Here is a 22,397-nt window from a genome sequence, read left to right on the forward strand (position 1 = left end):
GCCTGCCTGTCACGCAGGAGATCGCCGGTTCGATCCCGGTCGGGACCGCCATTTTCCATGAATTCATTCATGGTTATTTTTTTTGAGAAAAAAGAGTATAAACCCCTGATTTAACAAGGGATGAGTGGTTTGTACTTTGCCTTTTATATAAAATAATGTACACTTAAAAATAGAAGTATCAAAAGACTGACTCCGAGTGGGTGAGTTTTTTTTGTTGAAAAACTCGTTTTCTTCATAGTTTGGTGAAGATTTATGGTAAAGGAGTTAAGAAAATGATCTATAAATGGTATTCAAGTCATCCTGATGAAACAGCCTATTTCGCAGAAAAACTAGGAAGCCTATTGCAGGCGGGTGATGTGCTTTTGCTTGAGGGTGATTTGGGGGCAGGAAAAACCACATTTTCAAAAGGGATTGCTAAAGGACTTGGTGTGGAGCGCAATGTGAACAGTCCAACTTTTACAATTATGAAAGAATATATAGGAAGAATTCCGTTGTATCATATGGATGTATACAGACTAGGTGAAGATGGTGAAGATTTAGGGTTTGATGAATATTTTGAAGGTGAAGGTGTGTGTATTGTTGAATGGGCACATATAATAGAAGAACAATTACCTTTAGAGCGATTAGAAATATCAATTTTTCACGACAGTGAATTTTCGAGACGATTTGAGTTTCTACCAATTGGTACAAGGTATGAAGAGATATGTAAGGAGATAATGAAATGAATGTTTTAGTAATTGATACATCAAATTTTCCACTCGCGATTGCTGTAATGAATGAGGATGAAGTGATTGCAGAAATGATGATAAACATAAAGAAAAATCATTCAATTCAAGCTATGCCTTTAATTGAAACGATGCTTAAGGCTGCAAATTTGGCACCTAAAGAGATGGATAGAATTGTGGTCTCAATGGGACCTGGTTCTTATACGGGGGTTAGAATTGGGGTAACAATGGCCAAAACGCTTGCCTGGACGTTGAATATCCCTGTTGTTGGTGTATCGAGTTTGGCAGCGATTACAGGTGCTGGTAGGCATTTTAATGGACTTGTTTGTCCTGTATTTGATGCGAGAAGAGGGCAGGTCTATACTGGTTTGTATCAGTTTGAAAATCATGGTCTTGTTGCTGTTGAAGAGGACACCAATATTTTAATGGATTCTTGGATTGAAAAGTTAGCTGAACGAACTGAAAAGATTTTGTTCACTGGTAAAGATATTGCAGTTTTTTGGGAGGCAATTCAAAATAAATTGGGTGATCGCGCTGTGCGCTCTGCGCTGACAGAAAATGTTCCTCGAGCGTCTGAAATCGGTTTAGCAGGAATGGCGATGGAGCCTGGGGAAGTGCATGGTTTAGTTCCAAATTACATTCGTTTAGCTGAAGCAGAAGCAAAGTGGATTGAGCGTCAACAGCAAGGTAAAGTGAATGACTGACATTCGATTTCGGTGGATGACCATAGAAGACATTGATTCAGTAATGGCTGTTGAAGAGGAATCATTTACTGTTCCTTGGAGAAGAGAAGCTTTTGAAAATGAGTTGATGATTAACCAGTTTGCTAAATACTTGCTTTTAGAAGTAGAGGGTGAAGTTGTTGGTTATTGTGGATTGTGGTTGATTATGGACGAGGCACACATAACCAATGTAGCAGTTGTTCCTCGTTTAAGAGGGCATAAGCTGGGAGAAGCTTTGATGAAGAAAGTGGTTAAATTGGCGATTGAAACAGGGGCTAAGACGATGACTCTGGAAGTTCGCGTGAGTAATCACATCGCCCAATCCCTCTATCGTAAGCTTGGTTTTTCAGACGGTGGTATTCGAAAAAATTATTATTCAGATAATCAGGAGGATGCGTTAGTCATGTGGGTGAATTTTAAATGACACAAGATACGTTGATATTGGGAATTGAAACAAGTTGTGATGAAACAGCAGCTGCAATTATTCGAAATGGAACGGAAATCGTTTCGAATGTAGTATCATCTCAAATTGAGAGTCATAAACGCTTTGGTGGAGTTGTACCAGAGATTGCTTCCCGACACCATGTTGAGGAAGTGACGCTTGTCATTCAGGAAGCGCTTGATCAAGCAAAAATTGATATAGAAGATGTTGATGCAATTGCGGTAACGGAAGGACCTGGACTTGTTGGTGCTTTGCTTATTGGTGTGAATGCTGCTAAGGCAATTGCATTTGCACATGATATCCCACTTGTAGGTGTTCATCATATCGCAGGCCACATTTATGCGAATAGACTCATCCAAGAGATGTCTTTTCCATTGTTGTCGCTTGTCGTATCGGGAGGACATACAGAGCTTGTATATATGAAGGAGCATGGCTCATTTGAAGTTATTGGCGAAACGCGAGATGATGCAGCAGGTGAAGCGTATGATAAGGTAGCAAGAACGTTGAATCTCCCGTATCCAGGTGGTCCACATATCGATCGACTTGCTCAAAAAGGACAACCCAAAATTAAGCTACCACGAGCATGGCTTGAAGAAGGATCGTATGATTTTAGTTTTAGTGGATTAAAATCTTCGGTGATCAATACGCTTCACAATGCCGAACAACGTGGAGAAATCATTGATGCAGAGGATTTGGCGGCTAGCTTTCAAGAAAGTGTTGTAGATGTATTGGTTACAAAAACAGCCAGAGCAGTGAAAGAATATGAAGTAAAGCAGCTACTGATAGCTGGTGGAGTTGCTGCTAATAAAGGACTGCGACAAAAGCTTGATGAGATATTTGGTGAGATGGATGGGATTGAGTTGATTATTCCACCATTATCACTTTGTACTGACAATGCGGCGATGATTGGTGCGGCTGGTACTGTGCTTTATGAAAAAGGGAAGCGAGCTGATTATGGATTAAATGCGAATCCGGGGCTAGAGCTTCGATAATAGAGGGTATATTGAACGGTCTAGCATGTAAAAAGTGCTGGACCGTTTTTGTTATAAAGAACAATAAATGTGAGTGAGAAGCTTATAAATTTGTAAGAACATTTTAACTTGTTCACAATATGTGTATAACCTGTTAGTAAGTTTATTTAACTTGTGTAAAAATGATTTATAAGTGGGGATGTCGTGATCTATGACTGGTGGGGATATCTATCGATCGAGCTGTGGATAATGTGGAAAAACTAAATAAATACCGATGGAAAGGTGTGTGTAATGTGTATAACCCTGTGGATTGTTATAGTTTAATCCTTTTTTAAAGTGTAAACGGTTTATTTACAAAAAAGACGATTGAAAATAATTTTTCAATCGTCACAAACTAACTTTGTTATTCCACTAATTCTTCTTCAAGCTCAGCCCATTCCTCCAGCAATCTATCCATCGTGACTTTGTTTTGCTCAATTGACGCATTACACTCCATAACTCGTTCGTGATCTTGAAAAATTTCAGGATCACATAATAGTTTTTCTTTTTCTTTTATTTGATCTTCAAGTTTTGTAATTTGAAGTTCTATTTCTTCTAATCTTCTACGTTTTTGACGTTCTTTTCGTTTTTGTTCTTTATCTAATTGAAACTTATTTTTATCCGTTTGTACCGACTTATCTTGCTGTTGTGAAAAAGATGAATTTTCGAGTTCGTAAGCTTCAAGTTCTGCCTGTTCTTGCTTTTTCTCTTTGTAATAATCGTAGTCACCCAAAAATTCAGTAGCACCATCAAGGGACATTTCCAAAACCTTGGTGGCAATCCGATTGATAAAATAGCGATCGTGTGAAACAAATAAGATTGTCCCAGGAAAATCCATTAATGCATTTTCTAAGATTTCCTTGCTATCAAGATCTAAGTGGTTTGTAGGCTCATCTAAAATTAAAAAATTTGATTGTTGCATCATGAGTTTAGCTAAAGCGAGTCTAGCTTTTTCCCCACCACTTAACGTAGAAACTGGTTTTAACACATCTTCTCCAGAGAATAGAAAGTTACCTAAAATCGTCCGTATATCTTTCTCGTTTTTCATCGGATAGTCGTCCCAGAGTTCATTAAGAACCGTTTTTTTGGAATGTAACTCTGCTTGTTCTTGGTCATAATACCCAACCGTAACATTAGAACCGTAGCGTATTTCACCATTTAGAGGGGTGAGTTTTTTTACGATCGTTTTCAGCAACGTAGATTTCCCCACTCCATTTGGACCTATTAGGGCAATATTATCCTGTCTTGCAATGGCTGCAGTTAGTTGTGATGACACAGCTTCTTCATAACCGATAGAAAGGTTTTGTAGCTTCAAGACATCATTGCCACTTTGTCGATCGATACTAAATGAAAAGTTTGCTGATTTCTCGTCGCCTTGTGGTCGATTTAGTTTTTCCATTTTCTCTAGTTTTTTTCTGCGGCTTTGTGCCTGCTTAGTAGTCGACGCACGGACAAGATTTCGCGCGATAAAATCTTCCATTTTCATGATTTCTTCTTGTTGTTTATCGAACTCTTTTAATTCACGCTCATAGTTTTGTGCTTTTTGATCAAGATAAAAGCTGTAGTTCCCGTGGTATTTTCGTGATCGATGCCTTGAAAGTTCCACGACTTGATTCACAACTTTATCAAGGAAATAGCGGTCATGTGAAACGATTAAAATAGCCCCAGGATAACCTTGTAGATAGTTTTCAAGCCAAGAAAGTGTTTCAATGTCTAGGTGGTTCGTAGGCTCATCCAAAATCATGACGTCTGGTTTCGTTAATAAAAGCTTACCCAAGGCTAGACGTGTTTTTTGTCCGCCGCTTAAAGATGAAATAGGCGTATTGTAATTAAAATCTTGGAAGCGTAGACCGTGTAAGACAGAGCGAATATCAGCTTCGTATTGATAACCACCCATTTCTTTAAATTGCACTTGAAGTTCATCGTACTCTTTCATTAAGCGATCATAACGCTCTTGGTTTTCATAAATCGAAGGATCTGCCATTTGTTGCTCCTGCGATCGTAGGTCTTTTTCCATTTTTTTAAAATGATCAAAGACTTGGAGCATCTCATCCCAAATTGAAAGTTCTGATTCCAAGCCACTATGTTGTTCAAGGTAGCCCATCGAAACTTCTTTTGGTTTAATTATCTCGCCTTGGTCGTGTGATAATTGACCAATGATCATTTTTAATAGCGTCGATTTCCCCGCACCGTTGCGCCCGACTAAAGCGATACGATCTTTTGTTTGAACTTCAAGCTTTATATTAGAAAGAATCTCTTCAGCACCAAAAGCTTTAGAGAGTTGATTAACTTGTAATAATATCATCGTTTAGCCACCTCAATTTTCTTCCTTTAGTGTATCGCAACAAAGAACGTCAAGGCAATATACTGGATTTGTGAAAAAATTGCAATCTTTGCACTGTGCCCAAATAATAGTGTATGATCTAATGGAATGGTTTTAAGAGCGAAGTAACAATAACTGTAACGCTCATAATTGAAAGCGCCATCAGATTTCGTTGTGACAAAAGATGCTACAAAATGTTGTGGCTACCTTTATACGTCATGCCATGAATGCATTAGGGGGAGAATGTGCATGAGTCAAGAGAAGATTAAAATTCCGCAAGCGACGGCTAAGCGACTACCATTATATTATCGATTTTTGAAAAATTTACATGCCTCAGGAAAACAACGAGTGTCGTCTAGAGAATTAAGTGACGCGGTAAAAGTAGATTCGGCAACGATTCGTCGTGATTTTTCATACTTTGGTGCGTTAGGGAAAAAAGGATATGGGTATAATGTGGATTATCTTCTAACTTTTTTCCGTAAAACGCTGGATCAAGATGAGGTAACTAAGGTAATTTTGGTAGGTGTGGGGAACCTTGGAACGGCTTTTCTTCATTATAATTTCTTGAAAAATAATAATACTAAAATCGAAATGGCTTTTGATGCAGATTCGAAAAAAGCGGGCACATCCATTGGAGATGTTCCAATTTACTCCATGGATGAGTTAGAAGAGCGAATGAACTCTAGTAAGATTGAGGTTGCGATCTTAACGGTGCCAGTAGGTCCAGCCCAAGTGATAACAGATCGACTTATACCGTTAGAAATTAAAGGAATTCTTAATTTTACACCAGCAAGGTTGAATGTACCGGATGATATCCGCGTCCACCACATTGATTTAGCAGTGGAGCTTCAGTCACTCATTTACTTTTTGAAAAATTATGACTCAGATGACGTAGAAACGTCACAATTGGAAGACACATTACAATAGCAAGTTGAGGCAGAATGATTTATGATGGTAAGGAAAGAAAGAGGAGGTGCAATCATTATGATGCCAGGTGGTATTAGCCTAGTATTTATCGCTGTCGTTGCCCTATTAATATTTGGCCCTAAGAAGCTTCCTGAATTAGGTAAAGCTGCTGGGAGCACTCTTCGTGAATTCAAGAATGCAACGAAAGGCTTAGCTGACGACGATGATGACAACAAAAAGGAAGATAAGAAGCAATAAAAACAGGATGGTGGCCATATGAACGAGAAAGGTATGTCCGTCCATGATCATATAAATGAAATAAGAAAACGACTCATTATTGTAGTCGTTTTCTTTCTATTTGCTATTGTGATCGGATTTTTTCTTGCAGAGCCTCTAATGAAATTTTTGCAATCATCCGATGAAGTACAGCAAATAACGCTCAACGCATTTAAGGTGACGGATCCAGTTAAAATTTATTTCCAAATCACCTTATTTGTTGCGTTTATCATGACGGCTCCGTTAATTTTATATCAGCTCTGGTCGTTTGTCTCTCCAGGGTTACATGAAAAAGAGCGACGTGTCACACTAAGTTATATTCCGGTATCAGCAATCCTATTTTTATTAGGACTTTCTTTTGCTTATTTTATTTTATTTCCATTTGTTTTTCGATTTATGTTCAACGTGTCTGAGAAATTAGAAATCGTACCAGTGATTGGCATCAATGAGTTTTTTGAATTTCTATTTCAAATGACGATTCCATTCGGATTTTTGTTTCAATTACCAGTTATCATGCTTTTCGTGACTCGATTGGGAATTGTCACACCGATGTTCTTGTCGAAAATTCGTAAATATTCTTATTTTGTGCTGTTTGTTGTCGCAGCTTTTGTTACACCACCCGAGCTTTTTTCGCATTTACTTGTAACGGTACCGTTGCTTGCTTTATACGAAATTAGTCTCTGGATTGCAAAAATCGGGTATCGCAAAGCCATGCAAGCAGAAGCAAAACAACGTGTCATTGAAGAGCAAGAACGACGAGAACGAATTGATCGCGAATCATAAAAAAGTAGAGGAGCCATGGCCCCTCTACTTTTTTTCTTTTATATGTTTTTTAATTTTAAAGTGGAGGAGGATCATTCGTAATCCAGAGCCAATATCAAACGTAGCAAGAGCAATGAAAAGATAAGCAAATAATCCCCAACCCGAAGTATTCACACTATTAATAGCAAAATAAGTGAAAGCAATGCCTAATAGTAGGTAAATAACTCCATGAGCGAGTGGTGATCTCATAGCACTCCTCCTATACAAGCACGTAGTAAAATAAATAAGGCTTCGCTTCGTTCAATCATTTCTTGGAGTTGATCAGCGAAAAAGAACTGAGTGAACACAACAAACGTGTTGATCGAAATGTGGGCAATGATTGGAACGATAATTCGTTTTGTATGCGCATATAAAAAGGCAAACGCAAAGCCCATAGCAGTATACATTAAAATGTGTGTGAAGTCCATATGAATCACACCAAAGATTAGCGCACTCAACATCCCTGAAATAAAGAAATTGTATTTACGGTATAACCATCCGAAAATAACACCACGAAAGACGATTTCCTCCAAAATGGGACCAAGCACAGCAATCGCAAAAGCGGCAATTGGTACATACGACATTAGATCAATGATGCTAGCTGTATTCTCTGACTCTACATCAATACCAAGAAATTGTGTTTGGATCAAACCTGCCATTGCTTGACTAAAGAAAGCGAGGAAAATCCCTAAGAATGACCACAAAACAACCTTTCCAGAAGTAGCGGGATTTCCTTCTAAAGTAAGTAGGTTATCGTGTTTATTAACGAGCAAAAGTGTAATGATTGTAGTTGTGAAAAAGCTAAAAAAGATCCAGTAACCTGCCGCAAGGTTTAACATTTTTGCAGTATCGCCGTCAGAAATATTTGACCCAATAAAATAAAACATGGGTATGCCTGCAATTCCTGAAAGTTGCATGACAATATATGCGATCAAGATAATTAGAAAGGTACGGTTCACGTGCATACTCCTTTAAATGAATTTGTCGATACATTTTATTCTACTAATAAAAGCAGATGGCATCAAATTAAACATCTTTTTAGACGAAAGAGGATCAACTCGTTCATCAAGGCATAGGGCGGCGATCAACAACAAGACTAAGCTCAAACTGGCTACGCTACATGCCAACCTTTATTTATCTACTAGCCTACTAAGTTGAGAATTTTGTCGTAAAAAAAGTAATGGTTCCTACTTGCAAAAGAAAGTAGAATTCTTTATGATAATACTTGTGTTAGCACTCTTTAGGTTTGAGTGCTAAATAGTTTACATATAATTGAGGAGGTTGTTTTACTTGTTAAAACCATTAGGTGATCGCGTAGTGATTGAGTTGGTAGAAACAGAAGAAAAAACATCAAGCGGTATCGTTTTACCAGACAGCGCCAAAGAGAAACCACAAGAGGGCAGAGTTGTTGCTATTGGTACAGGTCGTGTGCTTGAAAGTGGCGAACGTATCGCGCTAGAAGTAGTTGTTGACGATCGTATTATCTTCTCTAAATACGCAGGAACAGAAGTGAAATATCAAGGAACTGAATACTTACTTCTTCGTGAAAATGACATATTGGCAGTAATCGGTAAATAACACCAAACGCTATAATAACAATAATTTTTTAACATATGAACGTTAATATCTAATAGGAGGTTTTACTAATATGGCTAAAGACATTAAATTTAGTGAAGAAGCACGTCGCTCAATGCTAAGTGGAGTGGACCAACTTGCAAACGCTGTAAAAGTAACATTGGGACCTAAAGGACGTAACGTCGTTCTTGAGAAAAAATTTGGTTCTCCACTGATCACAAATGATGGCGTAACAATTGCGAAAGAAATCGAGCTTGAAGATGCATTTGAAAATATGGGAGCAAAGCTTGTTGCTGAAGTAGCAAGCAAAACAAATGAAATCGCTGGTGATGGTACAACGACTGCAACTGTTCTTGCTCAAGCAATGATCCGTGAAGGTCTTAAAAACGTTACAGCTGGTGCAAACCCAGTTGGCGTTCGTAAAGGAATTGAAAAAGCGGTTCAATCAGCACTTGTTGAGCTTAAAGAGATCTCAAAACCGATTGAAGGCAAAGAGTCGATTGCACAAGTTGCAGCTATCTCTTCATCAGATGAAGAAGTAGGGCAATTGATTGCTGAAGCAATGGAGCGCGTTGGTAACGATGGCGTGATTACAATCGAAGAATCAAAAGGCTTCACAACTGAACTGGATGTAGTAGAAGGTATGCAATTTGACCGTGGATATGCATCACCGTACATGGTAACAGATTCAGATAAAATGGAAGCAGTTTTAGAAAATCCATATATCTTAATCACAGACAAGAAAATCGGTAACATCCAAGAAGTGCTTCCTGTACTTGAGCAAGTTGTACAACAAGGTAAGCCACTATTGATTGTTGCTGAAGATGTTGAAGGCGAAGCACTAGCAACACTTGTTGTGAACAAACTACGTGGAACATTCAACGCAGTAGCTGTCAAAGCACCAGGCTTTGGTGACCGTCGTAAAGCAATGCTAGAAGACTTAGCTGTTCTTACTGGCGCTGAAGTGATCACAGAAGATCTAGGGCTTGACCTTAAATCAGCATCCATTTCTCAACTTGGTCGTGCAGCAAAAGTTGTTGTTTCAAAAGAAAACACGACAGTTGTTGAAGGTTCCGGAGAAGCGGACAAAATTGGATCACGTGTTGGTCAAATCCGTAATCAACTAGAAGAATCAACTTCCGAATTCGACAAAGAAAAACTGCAAGAGCGTCTAGCGAAATTGGCTGGAGGAGTAGCAGTAATCAAAGTCGGTGCAGCAACTGAAACAGAACTTAAAGAGCGTAAACTACGTATCGAGGATGCCCTAAATTCAACACGTGCAGCAGTTGAAGAAGGAATCGTATCCGGTGGTGGTACAGCGCTTGTAAATGTATACACTAAAGTAGCAGCGGTTGAAGCACAAGGCGACGTATTAACAGGAATCAACATTGTGTTGCGTGCGCTTGAAGAGCCAGTTCGTCAAATCGCTCACAACGCTGGTCTTGAAGGATCAATCATCGTTGATCGCTTGAAAAAAGAAGAGGTTGGAGTAGGCTTCAATGCAGCAAATGGCGAGTGGGTAAACATGATCGAAACAGGAATTGTGGACCCAACAAAAGTTACTCGTTCTGCACTTCAAAACGCAGCATCCGTTGCAGCGATGTTCCTAACGACAGAAGCAGTCGTTGCAGACATCCCTGAAGAAAACGCTGGTGCTCCAATGCCTGATATGGGTGGCATGGGCGGAATGGGCGGCATGATGTAATAAAAGCCCATAATAAGGTTTTATGAGCTGAATTACACATTGATGTTCATGTTTGAATACAAATTTTTTGAGAGAGGTCTTTCATCAAGTAACTAAACTTGGTGGAGGCCTCTCTTTTCATTTCTTTTGTAATATGAAGATAAATCTTTTTCGTAGTATCTTCATCGTCATTCCCCAGTTTCTCTATAATTGCTGGCAGACTAAACACCAGCCTGAGCTAACAAAGAAGTATGGGTATGTCTAAAGGAATGAGGAGTTAAATGTTTTTCCGTTGTGGAACGTTTCAAAAGTCGTTGCATTCTATTAGAAATGTGTTTAATGGTTCTCGGAAAGCCTATTTTTCTCTTAGGTATTTTTCTTCCTTTAACAGGGTTTTTTTATCAAGTTGAGCTCCAAAGCCTCTCATTCATTCAAAAGAACAAACTCATCAGCCATCGAAATAAACTCCCGCACAGCAAAAGATAAATATTTATTTTTTCTCCACACTAATCCGAGTTCTAGGCTGATACTAGAATGCTTTAATGGAATAGTAGTTATGGCAGGATCAGTAATGGATTTTGCAATTTTACTAGGTAATAAAGCCACACCCAGTTTAGCGACGACCATTTCAATCATGAAGTCTCCTTGGGAACTTTGACATACTACATTAGGATAAAATCCTTTTTTTGAACATCCATCAACAATACGATCATGTAGAGTGAAGTCTTGTCTATATAAGATAAAGGGCTCCTTTTCTAGTTTTGAAAGATCGATTGCCTTTTGTGTTGCCAGCGCATGTTCACGGTGAACAATGAGCATTAGTGGGTCATTTATGAGCCTTATCATATCAAAGTCATTTTTTTGGACGGGTAAATTACAAATTAATCCGATATCCAATGAACCATCCTCTACCCCTTGTTTGATCATTTTTGATCCGACTTCAGTTAAGATGATTTCAACCTGTGGATAAAGTTCTTTATATTCACTAATTAGTTTTGAAAAAAAAGCAGCTCCGATGATTGGGGGGATACCAATCCTGATTTCCCCTTTTTTTAAGTCCATCATATCGCTTAGTTCTGAAGTTAAGTTATTAAAAGCGTCCAGTACATTTTTTGCATTGATTAAAACTGCTTTTCCAGCATCGGTTAATTCTAGTTGCTTCGACCGGTAAAACAGTGGGACGCCCAATTCTGCTTCTAAATGTTTCACTGCTTTACTAAGGGATGGCTGAGATACGTGTAAGGTAGATGCAGCTTTTGTAAAACTTAACTGCTTCGCAACTTCTGAAAAATACTCCAAATGACGAATATCCAAAAAATCACTCCTATTTAAACATTGTTCAGCATCAACTCTTGGTTCACATTGAAGACAGATTCAAAGGAATGGGTTGCATTATAACTAAAAAGCATAATACACATTCCAAATATGTATTTTTGATATGGTTCTTTCTATTATAAGCTAGAAGGTAAGGAAGAGATAGCGAATAGGAACCATTCATTTAAGGAGGAATTTACGATGAAAGACTACGTGAAAATTGGTAATCTCCAAGTAGCTCCGGTTTTATATGAATTTATTAATGTAGAAGCGATTCCAGACAGTGGATTGTCAAGTGATGTGTTCTGGTCTGGTATTGATACCATCATCCATGATCTTGCCCCAAAAAACAAATCTCTGTTAGCTAAACGTGATGAGCTGCAAAATAAAATCAATGAGTGGCATAAAGAAAATGAAACCTTTGATCATGACTTGTATAAATCATTCTTAAGAGACGTGAATTATTTAGAGGAAGAGGTCGAAGATTTTAAAGTTACAACAGAAAACGTAGATGACGAAATCGCCATTCAAGCGGGGCCGCAGTTAGTCGTTCCAGTTAATAATGCGCGCTATGCAATTAATGCTGCTAATGCACGCTGGGGAAGCCTATACGATGCCCTGTACGGCACAGATGTGATTAGTAAAGAGGATGGCGCTGATAACAAGGGAGCGTATAATCCCATCCGCGGGAATAAAGTGATCGCCTATGCTAAAGAGTTTCTCGATCAAACAGTTCCATTGAAACAGGGATCTCACAAAGAAATAGAGGCATATACGATTGTTCGCGGTCAATTGATCGCCAAACTAAGTAATAATGGGGAAACTACCGGATTAAAAAATAATTCACAGTTTGTGGGTTATTCAGGGGGGCAGGATGAACCTGAGGCACTGTTGTTGAAGAACAATGATATTCATATAGAGATTCAAATCGATCCTAATCATCTGATTGGTCGAACAGATAATGCTGGCGTAAAAGACATCTTAATGGAATCTGCCATGACGACGATCATGGATTTTGAGGATTCTGTTGCTGCAGTGGATGCGGAAGATAAGGTGCTCGTTTATCGTAACTTTTTAGGTCTGTTAAAAGGAGATTTATCTGTTTCCTTCCAAAAAGGTCATAAAACCATTACACGCACACTTAATCCCAATCGTACGTACACCTCTGTGGACGGTGAGCAATTGACATTATCAGGGCGTTCGCTCATGTTTGCTAGAAATGTCGGGCATTTGATGACAAGTAATGCCGTGCTAGATCAGAATGGTCTGGAAGTTCCAGAAGGTATTTTAGATACAGTGATAACCGGACTTCTTGCCACACATGATGGTTTAAAAAATGGGGAATTTCAAAATTCTGCAAAGGGCTCTGTCTATATCGTAAAGCCTAAGATGCATGGATCAGAAGAAGTTGCTTTTGCCAATGAACTATTTGAACGGACAGAAGACTTGCTTGGATTTAAACGAAATACATTAAAAATTGGTGTGATGGATGAAGAACGCCGCACCACTCTTAACTTGAAAGCTTGTATTAGTAAAGTAAAAGAGAGGGTTGCTTTCATCAATACGGGATTTTTAGACAGAACAGGAGATGAGATTCATACTTCAATGGAAGCGGGTCCGGTGATCCGGAAAAATGAAATGAAAAGTTCGCAATGGCTACAGGGCTATGAGCAATCAAATGTCCGTGTTGGACTGGATAGCGGATTCCAGGGAAGGGCTCAAATAGGTAAAGGTATGTGGGCTATGCCGGACATGATGGCAGAAATGTTAAATCAAAAAGGGAGTCAGCTTGAAGCGGGGGCGAATACAGCTTGGGTTCCTTCACCAACTGCGGCTACGTTGCATGCCCTTCATTATCACCAAGTGGACGTTTTAAAAATGCAACATGAATTATCCAACATCTCTACTGATTACCAGGACGATATTTTGCGCATCCCAGTAGCAGACAATCCAAATTGGAGCAATGTAGAAATACAAGAAGAATTAGATAACAATGCGCAAGGAATTCTTGGCTATGTTGTTCGTTGGGTAGAACATGGAGTTGGTTGCTCCAAAGTGCCTGATATAAACAATGTAGAACTGATGGAAGACCGTGCGACCCTCCGTATATCCAGTCAACACATAGCAAACTGGCTACACCATGGAATATGCACAAAGGAACAAGTATTAGAGACGTTACAACGGATGGCTAAAGTGGTGGATGAACAGAATGCCGAAGATGCTGATTACTGTCGAATGTCGGATGATTACGATCATTCTATAGCCTTTCAAGCGGCATGTGATTTGATTTTTAAAGGATACGATCAACCAAGCGGCTATACAGAACCCATTTTACACCAACGCCGTTTGCAAGCGAAGTCTAAGGAATTCGTTCAAAAATAATGACAACAACTGGATCCATTAACTGTAAAGTTAGTGGTTCCTTTTGTGATGAAGAAAATTCAATTGATTCCTGTGGTGAGATTTTTAGAAACAAAAGTCCTAAGATTTTCTCCTTTAAAATATTCAGAAAAGTTTAAAAATTAATTGAAAATAAAAAATGGAAATGATTTAATGGAAGTACATATCAGATAGGCGATGAGTGATCTCCCTACATGTTAGAAACCAGTATGATTAAAATTAAAATGAGCTTTCTTAGCAGTAATAAAATGAAAAACATGCTTAAAGAAATCAGTCAACCTTCGAGAGTGTGGGGATTTTTAAATACGATAAAAAACGAAAGGGGTGTGTAAAGTGAAAGTACACGATATTACGCAGGTAGAATCCAGTGATTCAACTATGTTATTTAATGAAAAGTATGGAAATAATAGTTCTTCTATCATTTCACCAAAAAGTGAAAATGAAATTTCAGAGATTCTTAAAGAGGCATACCATCATGGAAAAAAAGTTTCTATTTTAGCTGGAGGAACAAAACGTAGTTATGGTGGTTTAAAAGAAACTTACGATCTTATTCTCTCATTGGCAGACTACAAAGGAATTGTGGAGCACACTGTCGGTGATATGACGATTACGGTTAAGGCAGGCACGACAATTTCAGATCTGCAAAACTACTTACGTGTGCATGATCAAATGGTTGCTATCGATCCGAGCTGGCCAGATCAGGCTACGATAGGTGGAGTTATCGCCGCAAATGAAAGCGGTACCAAACGTATGGGATACGGATCAGCTAGAGATTTAGTTATCGGACTAAGAGTGGCTTATCCGGATGGAGAAATCATACGAACAGGTGGAAAGGTTGTTAAAAATGTAGCAGGTTACGATATGAATAAACTGTTCATTGGATCGATGGGTACATTAGGAGTCATTTGCGAAGTCACTTTGAAGCTTCGCCCTATACCAAAATATGAAAGTCTTGTCCTTGTGTCTGTACCTGAAGAAGACATCGAAGAATTGAAATCCTTTGCAGTGAAAATCCAGAACTCTATGATCGAGCCTGTTTCCCTAGAATTAGTTAATTCCTCTCTTTCCAAAAAGGTAGTAAACCGTGAGGAATATACACTGCTGATCGCCTTTGAAGATGTGGAAAATGCCGTCCATTACCAGGAAGAGTGGGTTGAAAAACATAAGCCAGTATCCGCTGTAACAAAGATCCTGACCTTAAATAAAGCTCGGGAATTTTGGAATAGCTTTTCAAATCTAGCACCAAACAGTCTAAATGATAAAGAAATAGAAGTGACGAAGGTAGCGCTCAAAATAGGAAGCAAAAATATGGATGTGATGGACATTATGAAAGAGAGCCAAGGCATTCACATTGAAAATCGCTTAGACATTGAGGCACATGGTGGCCTTGGACATGGGATAAGCCATTTTACTATATCAGGGCAAGAGGAAGCAATTAAGTCTGCTATTTTTCAATTGCGTGAGATCGTTGCGAAGAAGAAAGGTTATGTCATTTTAAAACATCTTCCGTATAAACTTCGTGAGGAAATGAATGTCTGGGGTGACAACCCTTCTTACTTTTTCCTAATGGAAGGCATTAAAAGAAAGGTGGATCGAAGAAATATATTGAACCACCAGCGGTTTTTAGGGGGGATATAAATTGTCTATAAAAGAAAAAAATGCACCTTCAATGTTGTCACCACCTTGTAAATCTACAAGTTTAAGCAATTACTTATGGGATGATCATCCAGATGAAGAGAAGTGGGCTGATTGTGTCCATTGTGGTATGTGTTTAGAATCGTGTCCAACTTATCTCGAAACTGGGCAGGAGCAGCATTCTCCCCGTGGACGTGTCCATTTAATTAAATCTGTTGCGGAAGGAAAGATCGAAGTCAATGAACAATTCATGGATCCCGTTTTCCAGTGTCTGGACTGCCGTGCGTGTACGACAGCTTGTCCCGCAGATGTTGATGTCGGGGGCTTGATTGAAGAAGCACGAGGGCAAGTTCGACAAGCCCTGCCTTTGAAAGGATGGAAAGGGGCAGTCAGTCATTTTTTCCTAAGAGATTTATTTCCACATCAAAACCGATTGAATGCAGTTGGTGGACTTCTGCAATTTTACCAAAAGAGTGGACTTCAAAAAGTAGTTCGTAAATCAGGCGCACTTCGTGTTATGCCTAATCACTTGGTTGATATGGAATCGATCATGCCAGAAGTAAAGCAGTCCGTACAAAAAAAATACAAGGACGTGGATATCATCCCTGCAAAAGGGATACCAAAAGCCAGAGTTGCTATGCTCACAGGTTGTATCATGGATGTGATGTTCAGCGACATCAACGAATCTACTATTAATGTGTTGACACATAACGATAATGAAGTAGTCATTCCGAAGAATCAAACATGTTGTGGTGCCCTTCATGTACATGCGGGGGACCGTGAAACAGGGAAAAAGCTTGCAAAAAAAAATATCGAGGCTTTTCAAGATGCTGACAAAGTTGTGGTCAATGCCGCAGGGTGTGGGTGTGCGTTAAAAGAATATCCCGAATTACTAAGAAATGAGCCTGGCTGGGTAGAAAAAGCGGTGGAATTCTCAGATAAAATAGAAGATATTTCTAAATACTTGTATAACACCGGCTATGAAAAGCCTAAAAGTACCATGAATAAACGGATCACCTATCACGACGCCTGTCATTTAGCCCACGGTCAGTCAGTACGACATGAACCACGTCAGCTTTTAAAAGATATTCCTGGAGTGGAATATGTTGAAATGACAAATGCTGACACTTGTTGTGGCAGTGCGGGGATCTATAATATCACCAACCCTGAAATGGCAGGTGCCGTCTTAGAAAGAAAAATGGAAAATGTTCCAGATGATATAGAAGCGATCTCAATGGGCAATCCCGGGTGTATGCTTCAAATGGCCATGGGTGTACAGAAATACGGTAGAAAAGAAGCAATTGTACACACTGTCCAGTTACTAGATTGGGCTTATCAAAAAGATAGAAATGAAGCCAATAGATAAGGTGAAAGAAAAGCATCAACTCAAAAGGAGTGAATGCAATTGTTTTTAGCCAAAAAGAAGAAAAAACAATATGACAATCAGCACCATAACGCGCTAGCAAAGATCGTAGGTCCTAAGGCCATCCTTTTTGAAAAGGAAGATTTATTATCCTATGACTGTGATGGATTTACCATTCATAAATCTCTACCGATGGCAGTCGTATTTCCACATAACACAGGAGAAGTAGCAGACATAGTGAAGTATTGTTGCGCGAACAAAGTCCCCTTCCTAGCTCGTGGGGCTGGAACAGGACTCAGTGGAGGGGCAATCCCACTTAATGGCGAAGTGATCATAAGTTTAGTAAAAATGAAAAATTTATTGAGTATCGATTTTGAAAACCGTCAGGCAGTTGTCCAACCGGGTTTTGTCAATCTGAAATTAACAAACTCGATTTCGAACAAGGGTTATTATTATGCTCCGGACCCCTCAAGCCAATATGTTTGTACGATCGGGGGAAATGTTGCTGAAAATGCTGGGGGAGCACATTGTTTAAAATACGGTGTAACAACAAACCATATTCTAGGTCTTGAAGTCGTTTTACCAAACGGAGAAATTATTGAAATCAGTGAAAATGGTATTCCTGACATCCCAGGTTATGACTTGATGGGGCTGTTGACTGGTTCTGAAGGAACACTTGGTATCGTTACGAAAATCACAGTCCGTATTTTGAAAAGTCCAGAAGGGAAGCAAACGGTCCTTGCCTACTTCGATAAAGTAGAGGACGGCAGCCATGCTGTTTCGGATATTATATCGGCTGGAATTGTTCCAGCGGCACTTGAAATGATGGACAAAACAGCGATTGAAGGAGTAGAAGCTGGAGCTTATCCAGTAGGGCATCCAGATGATATAGAAGCGTTGTTGCTGATTGAAGTTGATGGAATTATAGCAGGGATCGATGAGCAAATTGAGGAAATTTTAAAGGTCTGCAGAGAAAGAAACGTGAGAGAAGTAAAAGTTGCTCACAATGAAGAAGAAAGAGGTAGATGGTGGGCGAACCGAAAAACGGGTTTTGGAGCGATGGGGGCCATCTCACCAGACTATTTGGTTCAGGACGGGGTCATTCCACGTAGTCAACTTCCGCAAGTGCTTCATCGTATTTCTGAAATTAGTAAGGACTCAGGTTTAAGGATAGCGAACATTTTTCATGCAGGGGATGGAAACCTTCATCCACTCATTTTATTCGATTCTAGGGTACCAGGAGAAACAGAAAAAGCGCTAGAGGTCGGAACAGCTTGTTTAAAAGCGTGTGCTGACGTCGGAGGAACGATCACAGGAGAGCACGGTGTAGGAATTGAGAAGAAAGAGGAAATGCGTTTTATCTTTACAGAAGAAGAATTGGACGCACAAACGCAAATCCGCGAAGTATTCAATCCAATGGACTTACTTAACCGTGGAAAACTATTTCCGACACCGAGCCGTTGTATGGATGTGAGAAAAATTGTAAACGACACGATTGCAACAAATTAATTGGAGAAATGGTAGAAGAGGTTAAGGTTCATCTATCAAGGTTTATCAATGAATCATTAATATAATTTTGACAATATATTTTCAGATAGGAGAGAGGAATATGAAGTTTGCTAGATTTAAATACGACAATGAAGTTCATTCGGGTGTAGTAACTGTTGATGGAGTCAAAGTGTTAAGAGGAGATATATTCAGAGATTGGGAGTATACAGGAACTGTGTTACAACTTGAACAATTGGAATTATTGGCTCCAATAGTGCCCAATAACATAATAGGTATCGGGGCTAATTATGTTAGTAAGAAGGATGAACTTCCTGATCGTTTGCCAGAGATACCTGTATTCTTTTTTAAACCAGCTTCTTCTATTATCGGCCCAGGTGAAAATATCATTATTCCAGACTCCGTTAATGAAGTTAAATTTGAATCAGAGTTAGCAGTCGTAATAGGGAAAGAAACAAAAAATATTTCAACGGAGAATGTACTTGATCATATTTTTGGATACACGATTGGGAATGACGTTACAGCCCCGCAATTTTTCCATAGCCATGGCCACTGGACAGTAGGAAAATCTTTTGACACCTTTACGCCGCTCGGTCCATTCATTGAAACAGCATTAGATCCAGACGAAGTTTATGTGAAAGCAGAGGTCAACGGAGAAGAAAAACAAAACAGCCCCACAGATCTTATGATTGTACCATTGAAAAATATGATTTCTTACTTATCTAGTGTGATGACACTTCAACCTGGAGACGTCATTTTGACAGGGAGTCCTGTAGGTGCCGATTTTGTAAAAGATAAAGATACTGTGGAATGTAAAATTGACGAGATAGGTACGTTAAAAAATACGACAGTTAAAACCTCTGTTTCAATAGGTTCCTAGTCTTAAAGGTCCTCAGAACACTATTCATTAGACTGTAGTTTTAGTCCGAATAAAGCTTTCGATGACAAACGCCCATCCTACATAATTGGCACGAATTCAACATGAAATATAGGGTCATTTAGTTATTATGTCAGTCGCATAACTTAGTTTTTTACCGTTCGATCCGACAGGAGGGAGGATCAAATTTGGAAAACTTAACGCTTTTCCTGCCAATAATTGTTTGGCTAGTAATTTTAGTAGGAGTTGTTTTACTTATAGTAAATATAATAAAAAAATCTAATAAAAAGTGATTAAGATTTATGTTTTGCCCCTCAACGTGGTGTATTGTTTCGAAATAGTGTTTTTTCTTCAACTTCGGAAATCCTTTCATAGAAGGATCTATCCGAAGTAGCCAAAACTTCCGCCTGAGCGCATAGCTCATGCCTTCAGCATTCCTTCCTTACAAATGAACGTGCGTGGCTTTTCACTAACTCTAAAGAAAATTGTTTTTTGTCGTAAAACAGAAACGAAGGTGGTTTTAAAAATTTCTTAGTAGTGTCAAACGAAATTATACATTGGAGGATTGATGATGAGCACAGGAGTATTAGCGTTATTATCACTATTACCGATTGCTGCTGTTGGTATTTTCCTTGTAGGGCTTAGATGGCCAGCAAGCAAGGCGATGCCGATTTCATACATCGTTGTCATTGTGTTGGCATTGTTTGTTTGGAAAGTTCCTGGAGCCACAGTTGCTGCTGCCTCTGTCAATGGATTGGTTGTCGCTGGTACACTTCTTTATATCATCTTTGGTGCGATCCTGTTATTAAATACATTACAAGAAAGTGGTGCGATTAAAACCATTCGAGAAGGGTTTATCGGTATATCCCCAGATAGACGTATTCAGGTCATTATCATTGCATGGCTATTTGGTTCTTTTATTGAAGGATCGGCTGGCTTTGGTACACCTGCCGCTGTTGCTGTGCCGCTTCTTGTTGGATTGGGATTTCCGGCAATGGCTGCAGTAGTAGCTGGAATGGTCATACAAAGTACACCGGTATCTTTTGGTGCTGTGGGTACTCCAATTATAGTAGGTGTTCAGACAGGTCTAGCTGCTGATTTAAGTATTACGGATAACTTTCTATCTCTAGTTACCCTTGTTGGTGGGAGAGTTGCCATCCTCCATGCGATTGCCGGTACGCTTATTCCTTTATTTGTTGTCGCCATCATGACCAGGTTTTTTGGTAAAAACAAATCCTTTAGTGAAGGGATACAAGTATGGAAATTTGCTTTATTTGCCGCTTTTGCAATGACGATTCCTTATGTACTTGTTGCTAATTTATTAGGTCCAGAATTTCCTTCCATGATAGGTGGTTTAGTGGGACTAATCATTGTGGTATCAGCAGCTAAAAGGGGGTTTCTAATGCCTCCGAAAGAAGAGTGTTGGGATTTTGAGGAGAAGTCCAAATGGGACCCTGAATGGACAGGTCAAATTGAAATTAAAGACATCGCCCATAAAAGTGGAAAGATGTCCATGGTCCGTGCATGGACGCCATATATTTTAATAGGGATCTTTTTAGTTGCAACAAGGTTAGAAACGCTACCATTTCTAGAATGGGTACAGTCGTGGACTGTATCTATTACCAATATATTCGGAACGGACATTAGTGCTAGTTTCCAGCCTCTTTTTTTACCTGGAACTATTTTTATTCTTGTGTCTCTCATCACTTTTGTCATTCATCAAATGGATAAGGGGGCATATAAAAGAGCATGGGCTCAGTCTGGAAAGACGATCATTGCAGCATCAACTGCTCTTGTCTTTACAGTTCCTATGGTTCAGGTGTTTCTCAATTCTGATGGGGGAGCAGCTGGATATGAACAAATGCCGATTGTATTAGCAAACGGAGTTGCGGCAATATCAGGTGAACTTTGGCCGTTATTTGCTCCTTTTATCGGGGGGATGGGAGCCTTTATAGCAGGTAGTAACACGATAAGTAATATGATGTTCTCCTTGTTTCAATACGAGGTTGGTTCACAGATAGGTGTAGATTCATTATGGATGGTTTCTCTACAGGCAGTCGGTGGAGCAGCTGGAAACATGATTTGTGTGCATAACGTAGTTGCTGCTTCAGCAGTGGTAGGCTTAGTTGGTAAAGAAGGGAATATAATCAGAAAAACCCTTATACCATTCTTTTACTACACTACTTTTGCTGGTGCTCTGGGATATTCGATTGTTTGGACATCGGAAAAAGGCATGCTAAACATTGGAATGATTATTGTTGCTATTATTAGTTCGGTTGCGATTTATATTATCGCTTCAAACAAGAATCGACTCCCAGTGATCCCGAATACCTATGAACGAACGTTTAAATCAGCGAAGTAAGGACTTTACAAGTGTGGCTTCTTAAAATAAATCAAGCAAAAGCACCTTCTGATGTTGGTTTGGAATAAAGTTTGATTGTTCCAGAAACGTTGATTTAAAAGAAGGAAAAAGAACTCGTTTTAAATCAAAATGGGTGCTTCTCTTTAAATTGATCGCTTAATTTTCATAAAAAAGTTTGATCATTTCTGTGATTCTCTATCCCACCTTTTTGATAACCATATCCAAAAGGTAAAAACGTCGCATCTGTTTTGTAAACATCGCATCTTTTTTATAAGCATCGTGACTTTATTTCCAATCTACAAATGGTCGATGCTCATGCAGGATCTCAAGTTCTAAATGGATTCTATGTAACTGAAATCGGAATAACGTTCACAGAGGTTAAATAATCAAATTCATAGCAAAGGCCGCCTTGTATACTAGCTACTGAAGTGACCCCAAAAAGTTAGACAGGTTATATCATTAGGCAACTTGTTGGG

General features: G+C 39.2%; 19 protein-coding genes. 15 read left to right on the plus strand and 4 right to left on the minus strand.

Annotation, left to right across the window (positions count from 1 at the left end; translation table 11 throughout):
- Window positions 1-272 precede the first annotated feature (272 nt).
- From tsaE to tsaD, 4 genes are read left to right on the plus strand one after another with little or no spacing between them, the layout of a single operon-like run.
- The gene (gene tsaE / locus AB1471_RS15895) at window positions 273-725 is read left to right on the plus strand and encodes a tRNA (adenosine(37)-N6)-threonylcarbamoyltransferase complex ATPase subunit type 1 TsaE (protein ID WP_367780750.1); all 453 of its coding nucleotides are present in this window, start codon (window positions 273-275) and stop codon (window positions 723-725) included.
- Entirely contained in the window at window positions 722-1,429 is a 708-nt protein-coding gene (gene tsaB / locus AB1471_RS15900; RefSeq protein WP_367780751.1) for a tRNA (adenosine(37)-N6)-threonylcarbamoyltransferase complex dimerization subunit type 1 TsaB, read from the plus strand. The genes tsaE and tsaB overlap by 4 nt, the downstream gene beginning before the upstream one ends.
- The gene (gene rimI, locus AB1471_RS15905; RefSeq protein WP_367780752.1) at window positions 1,422-1,871 is read left to right on the plus strand and encodes a ribosomal protein S18-alanine N-acetyltransferase; all 450 of its coding nucleotides are present in this window, start codon (window positions 1,422-1,424) and stop codon (window positions 1,869-1,871) included. The genes tsaB and rimI overlap by 8 nt, the downstream gene beginning before the upstream one ends.
- On the plus strand, window positions 1,868-2,881 hold the full coding sequence (gene tsaD, locus AB1471_RS15910; protein ID WP_367780753.1) for a tRNA (adenosine(37)-N6)-threonylcarbamoyltransferase complex transferase subunit TsaD: 1,014 nt from the start codon (window positions 1,868-1,870) through the stop codon (window positions 2,879-2,881). Before rimI ends, tsaD begins: the two co-directional genes overlap by 4 nt.
- A 382-nt stretch (window positions 2,882-3,263) precedes the next feature.
- Here the strand turns inward: tsaD and AB1471_RS15915 are convergent, their stop codons facing one another.
- A complete protein-coding gene (locus tag AB1471_RS15915; RefSeq protein WP_367780754.1) occupies window positions 3,264-5,204 on the minus strand; it encodes an ABC-F family ATP-binding cassette domain-containing protein in 1,941 nt (646 codons plus the stop codon).
- A gap of 267 nt (window positions 5,205-5,471) precedes the next feature.
- On the opposite strand from AB1471_RS15915, the gene AB1471_RS15920 reads away from it, so the two are divergent.
- Genes AB1471_RS15920 through tatC form a run of 3 tightly spaced genes read left to right on the plus strand, consistent with a single transcriptional unit; the run spans window position 5,472 to window position 7,187 of the window.
- A complete protein-coding gene (locus tag AB1471_RS15920) occupies window positions 5,472-6,149 on the plus strand; it encodes a redox-sensing transcriptional repressor Rex (protein WP_367780755.1) in 678 nt (225 codons plus the stop codon).
- Window positions 6,150-6,209: 60 nt separating this feature from the next.
- Window positions 6,210-6,386, plus strand: a complete 177-nt coding sequence (locus tag AB1471_RS15925) for a twin-arginine translocase TatA/TatE family subunit (protein ID WP_367780767.1) — start codon at window positions 6,210-6,212, stop codon at window positions 6,384-6,386.
- A gap of 18 nt (window positions 6,387-6,404) precedes the next feature.
- Window positions 6,405-7,187, plus strand: a complete 783-nt coding sequence (gene tatC / locus AB1471_RS15930) for a twin-arginine translocase subunit TatC (protein WP_367780756.1) — start codon at window positions 6,405-6,407, stop codon at window positions 7,185-7,187.
- Window positions 7,188-7,211: 24 nt separating this feature from the next.
- On the opposite strand, the gene AB1471_RS15935 is transcribed toward tatC, so the two are convergent.
- Together AB1471_RS15935 and AB1471_RS15940 are read right to left on the minus strand one after the other, a co-directional pair.
- Window positions 7,212-7,415 carry a YdiK family protein gene (locus AB1471_RS15935; RefSeq protein ID WP_367780757.1) on the minus strand — a complete coding sequence of 68 codons (204 nt, stop codon included), beginning with the start codon at window positions 7,413-7,415 and terminating at the stop codon, window positions 7,212-7,214.
- A complete protein-coding gene (locus AB1471_RS15940; RefSeq protein ID WP_367780758.1) occupies window positions 7,412-8,164 on the minus strand; it encodes a CPBP family intramembrane glutamic endopeptidase in 753 nt (250 codons plus the stop codon). The genes AB1471_RS15935 and AB1471_RS15940 overlap by 4 nt, the downstream gene beginning before the upstream one ends.
- A gap of 331 nt (window positions 8,165-8,495) precedes the next feature.
- On the opposite strand from AB1471_RS15940, the gene groES reads away from it, so the two are divergent.
- Both groES and groL read left to right on the plus strand, forming a co-directional pair.
- Window positions 8,496-8,783 (plus strand): co-chaperone GroES, encoded by a 288-nt coding sequence (gene groES / locus AB1471_RS15945; protein WP_367780759.1) that lies wholly within the window; start codon window positions 8,496-8,498, stop codon window positions 8,781-8,783.
- 70 nt (window positions 8,784-8,853) lie between these two features.
- Entirely contained in the window at window positions 8,854-10,485 is a 1,632-nt protein-coding gene (gene groL / locus AB1471_RS15950) for a chaperonin GroEL (protein ID WP_367780760.1), read from the plus strand.
- Between the two features lie 402 nt (window positions 10,486-10,887).
- Here groL and AB1471_RS15955 read toward each other — a convergent pair whose 3' ends face one another.
- On the minus strand, window positions 10,888-11,778 hold the full coding sequence (locus AB1471_RS15955; RefSeq protein WP_367780761.1) for a LysR family transcriptional regulator: 891 nt from the start codon (window positions 11,776-11,778) through the stop codon (window positions 10,888-10,890).
- A 201-nt stretch (window positions 11,779-11,979) separates the two neighbouring features.
- Between AB1471_RS15955 and AB1471_RS15960 the strand changes: the two genes are divergently transcribed.
- From AB1471_RS15960 to AB1471_RS15985, 6 genes are all read left to right on the plus strand, one after another.
- The gene (locus AB1471_RS15960) at window positions 11,980-14,160 is read left to right on the plus strand and encodes a malate synthase G (protein WP_367780762.1); all 2,181 of its coding nucleotides are present in this window, start codon (window positions 11,980-11,982) and stop codon (window positions 14,158-14,160) included.
- 351 nt (window positions 14,161-14,511) lie between these two features.
- A complete protein-coding gene (locus AB1471_RS15965) occupies window positions 14,512-15,816 on the plus strand; it encodes an FAD-binding oxidoreductase (protein WP_367780763.1) in 1,305 nt (434 codons plus the stop codon).
- 31 nt (window positions 15,817-15,847) lie between these two features.
- Window positions 15,848-17,179 (plus strand): (Fe-S)-binding protein, encoded by a 1,332-nt coding sequence (locus AB1471_RS15970; protein WP_367780768.1) that lies wholly within the window; start codon window positions 15,848-15,850, stop codon window positions 17,177-17,179.
- A gap of 102 nt (window positions 17,180-17,281) precedes the next feature.
- Window positions 17,282-18,685 (plus strand): FAD-linked oxidase C-terminal domain-containing protein, encoded by a 1,404-nt coding sequence (locus tag AB1471_RS15975; RefSeq protein ID WP_437342376.1) that lies wholly within the window; start codon window positions 17,282-17,284, stop codon window positions 18,683-18,685.
- Between the two features lie 100 nt (window positions 18,686-18,785).
- Entirely contained in the window at window positions 18,786-19,562 is a 777-nt protein-coding gene (locus AB1471_RS15980) for a fumarylacetoacetate hydrolase family protein (protein WP_367780765.1), read from the plus strand.
- Window positions 19,563-20,130: 568 nt separating this feature from the next.
- Entirely contained in the window at window positions 20,131-21,921 is a 1,791-nt protein-coding gene (locus AB1471_RS15985; RefSeq protein ID WP_367780766.1) for an L-lactate permease, read from the plus strand.
- Window positions 21,922-22,397 lie beyond the last annotated feature (476 nt).

The organism is Jeotgalibacillus marinus, from assembly GCF_040801915.1.
Lineage (GTDB): Bacteria > Bacillota > Bacilli > Bacillales > Jeotgalibacillaceae > Jeotgalibacillus > Jeotgalibacillus marinus.

What these genes read in the sequence shown, in the direction of transcription:
- tsaB (WP_367780751.1), top strand. Translation starts at nt 722, where the DNA reads ATGAATGTTTTAGTAATTGATACATCAAATTTTCCACTCGCGATTGCT.
- AB1471_RS15915 (WP_367780754.1), bottom strand. Translation starts at nt 5,204, where the DNA reads ATGATATTATTACAAGTTAATCAACTCTCTAAAGCTTTTGGTGCTGAA.
- AB1471_RS15980 (WP_367780765.1), top strand. Translation starts at nt 18,786, where the DNA reads ATGAAGTTTGCTAGATTTAAATACGACAATGAAGTTCATTCGGGTGTA.
- AB1471_RS15960 (WP_367780762.1), top strand. Translation starts at nt 11,980, where the DNA reads ATGAAAGACTACGTGAAAATTGGTAATCTCCAAGTAGCTCCGGTTTTA.
- rimI (WP_367780752.1), top strand. Translation starts at nt 1,422, where the DNA reads ATGACTGACATTCGATTTCGGTGGATGACCATAGAAGACATTGATTCA.
- tsaE (WP_367780750.1), top strand. Translation starts at nt 273, where the DNA reads ATGATCTATAAATGGTATTCAAGTCATCCTGATGAAACAGCCTATTTC.
- groL (WP_367780760.1), top strand. Translation starts at nt 8,854, where the DNA reads ATGGCTAAAGACATTAAATTTAGTGAAGAAGCACGTCGCTCAATGCTA.
- tsaD (WP_367780753.1), top strand. Translation starts at nt 1,868, where the DNA reads ATGACACAAGATACGTTGATATTGGGAATTGAAACAAGTTGTGATGAA.
- tatC (WP_367780756.1), top strand. Translation starts at nt 6,405, where the DNA reads ATGAACGAGAAAGGTATGTCCGTCCATGATCATATAAATGAAATAAGA.
- AB1471_RS15985 (WP_367780766.1), top strand. Translation starts at nt 20,131, where the DNA reads ATGAGCACAGGAGTATTAGCGTTATTATCACTATTACCGATTGCTGCT.
- AB1471_RS15935 (WP_367780757.1), bottom strand. Translation starts at nt 7,415, where the DNA reads ATGAGATCACCACTCGCTCATGGAGTTATTTACCTACTATTAGGCATT.
- AB1471_RS15920 (WP_367780755.1), top strand. Translation starts at nt 5,472, where the DNA reads ATGAGTCAAGAGAAGATTAAAATTCCGCAAGCGACGGCTAAGCGACTA.
- AB1471_RS15925 (WP_367780767.1), top strand. Translation starts at nt 6,210, where the DNA reads ATGCCAGGTGGTATTAGCCTAGTATTTATCGCTGTCGTTGCCCTATTA.
- AB1471_RS15970 (WP_367780768.1), top strand. Translation starts at nt 15,848, where the DNA reads ATGTTGTCACCACCTTGTAAATCTACAAGTTTAAGCAATTACTTATGG.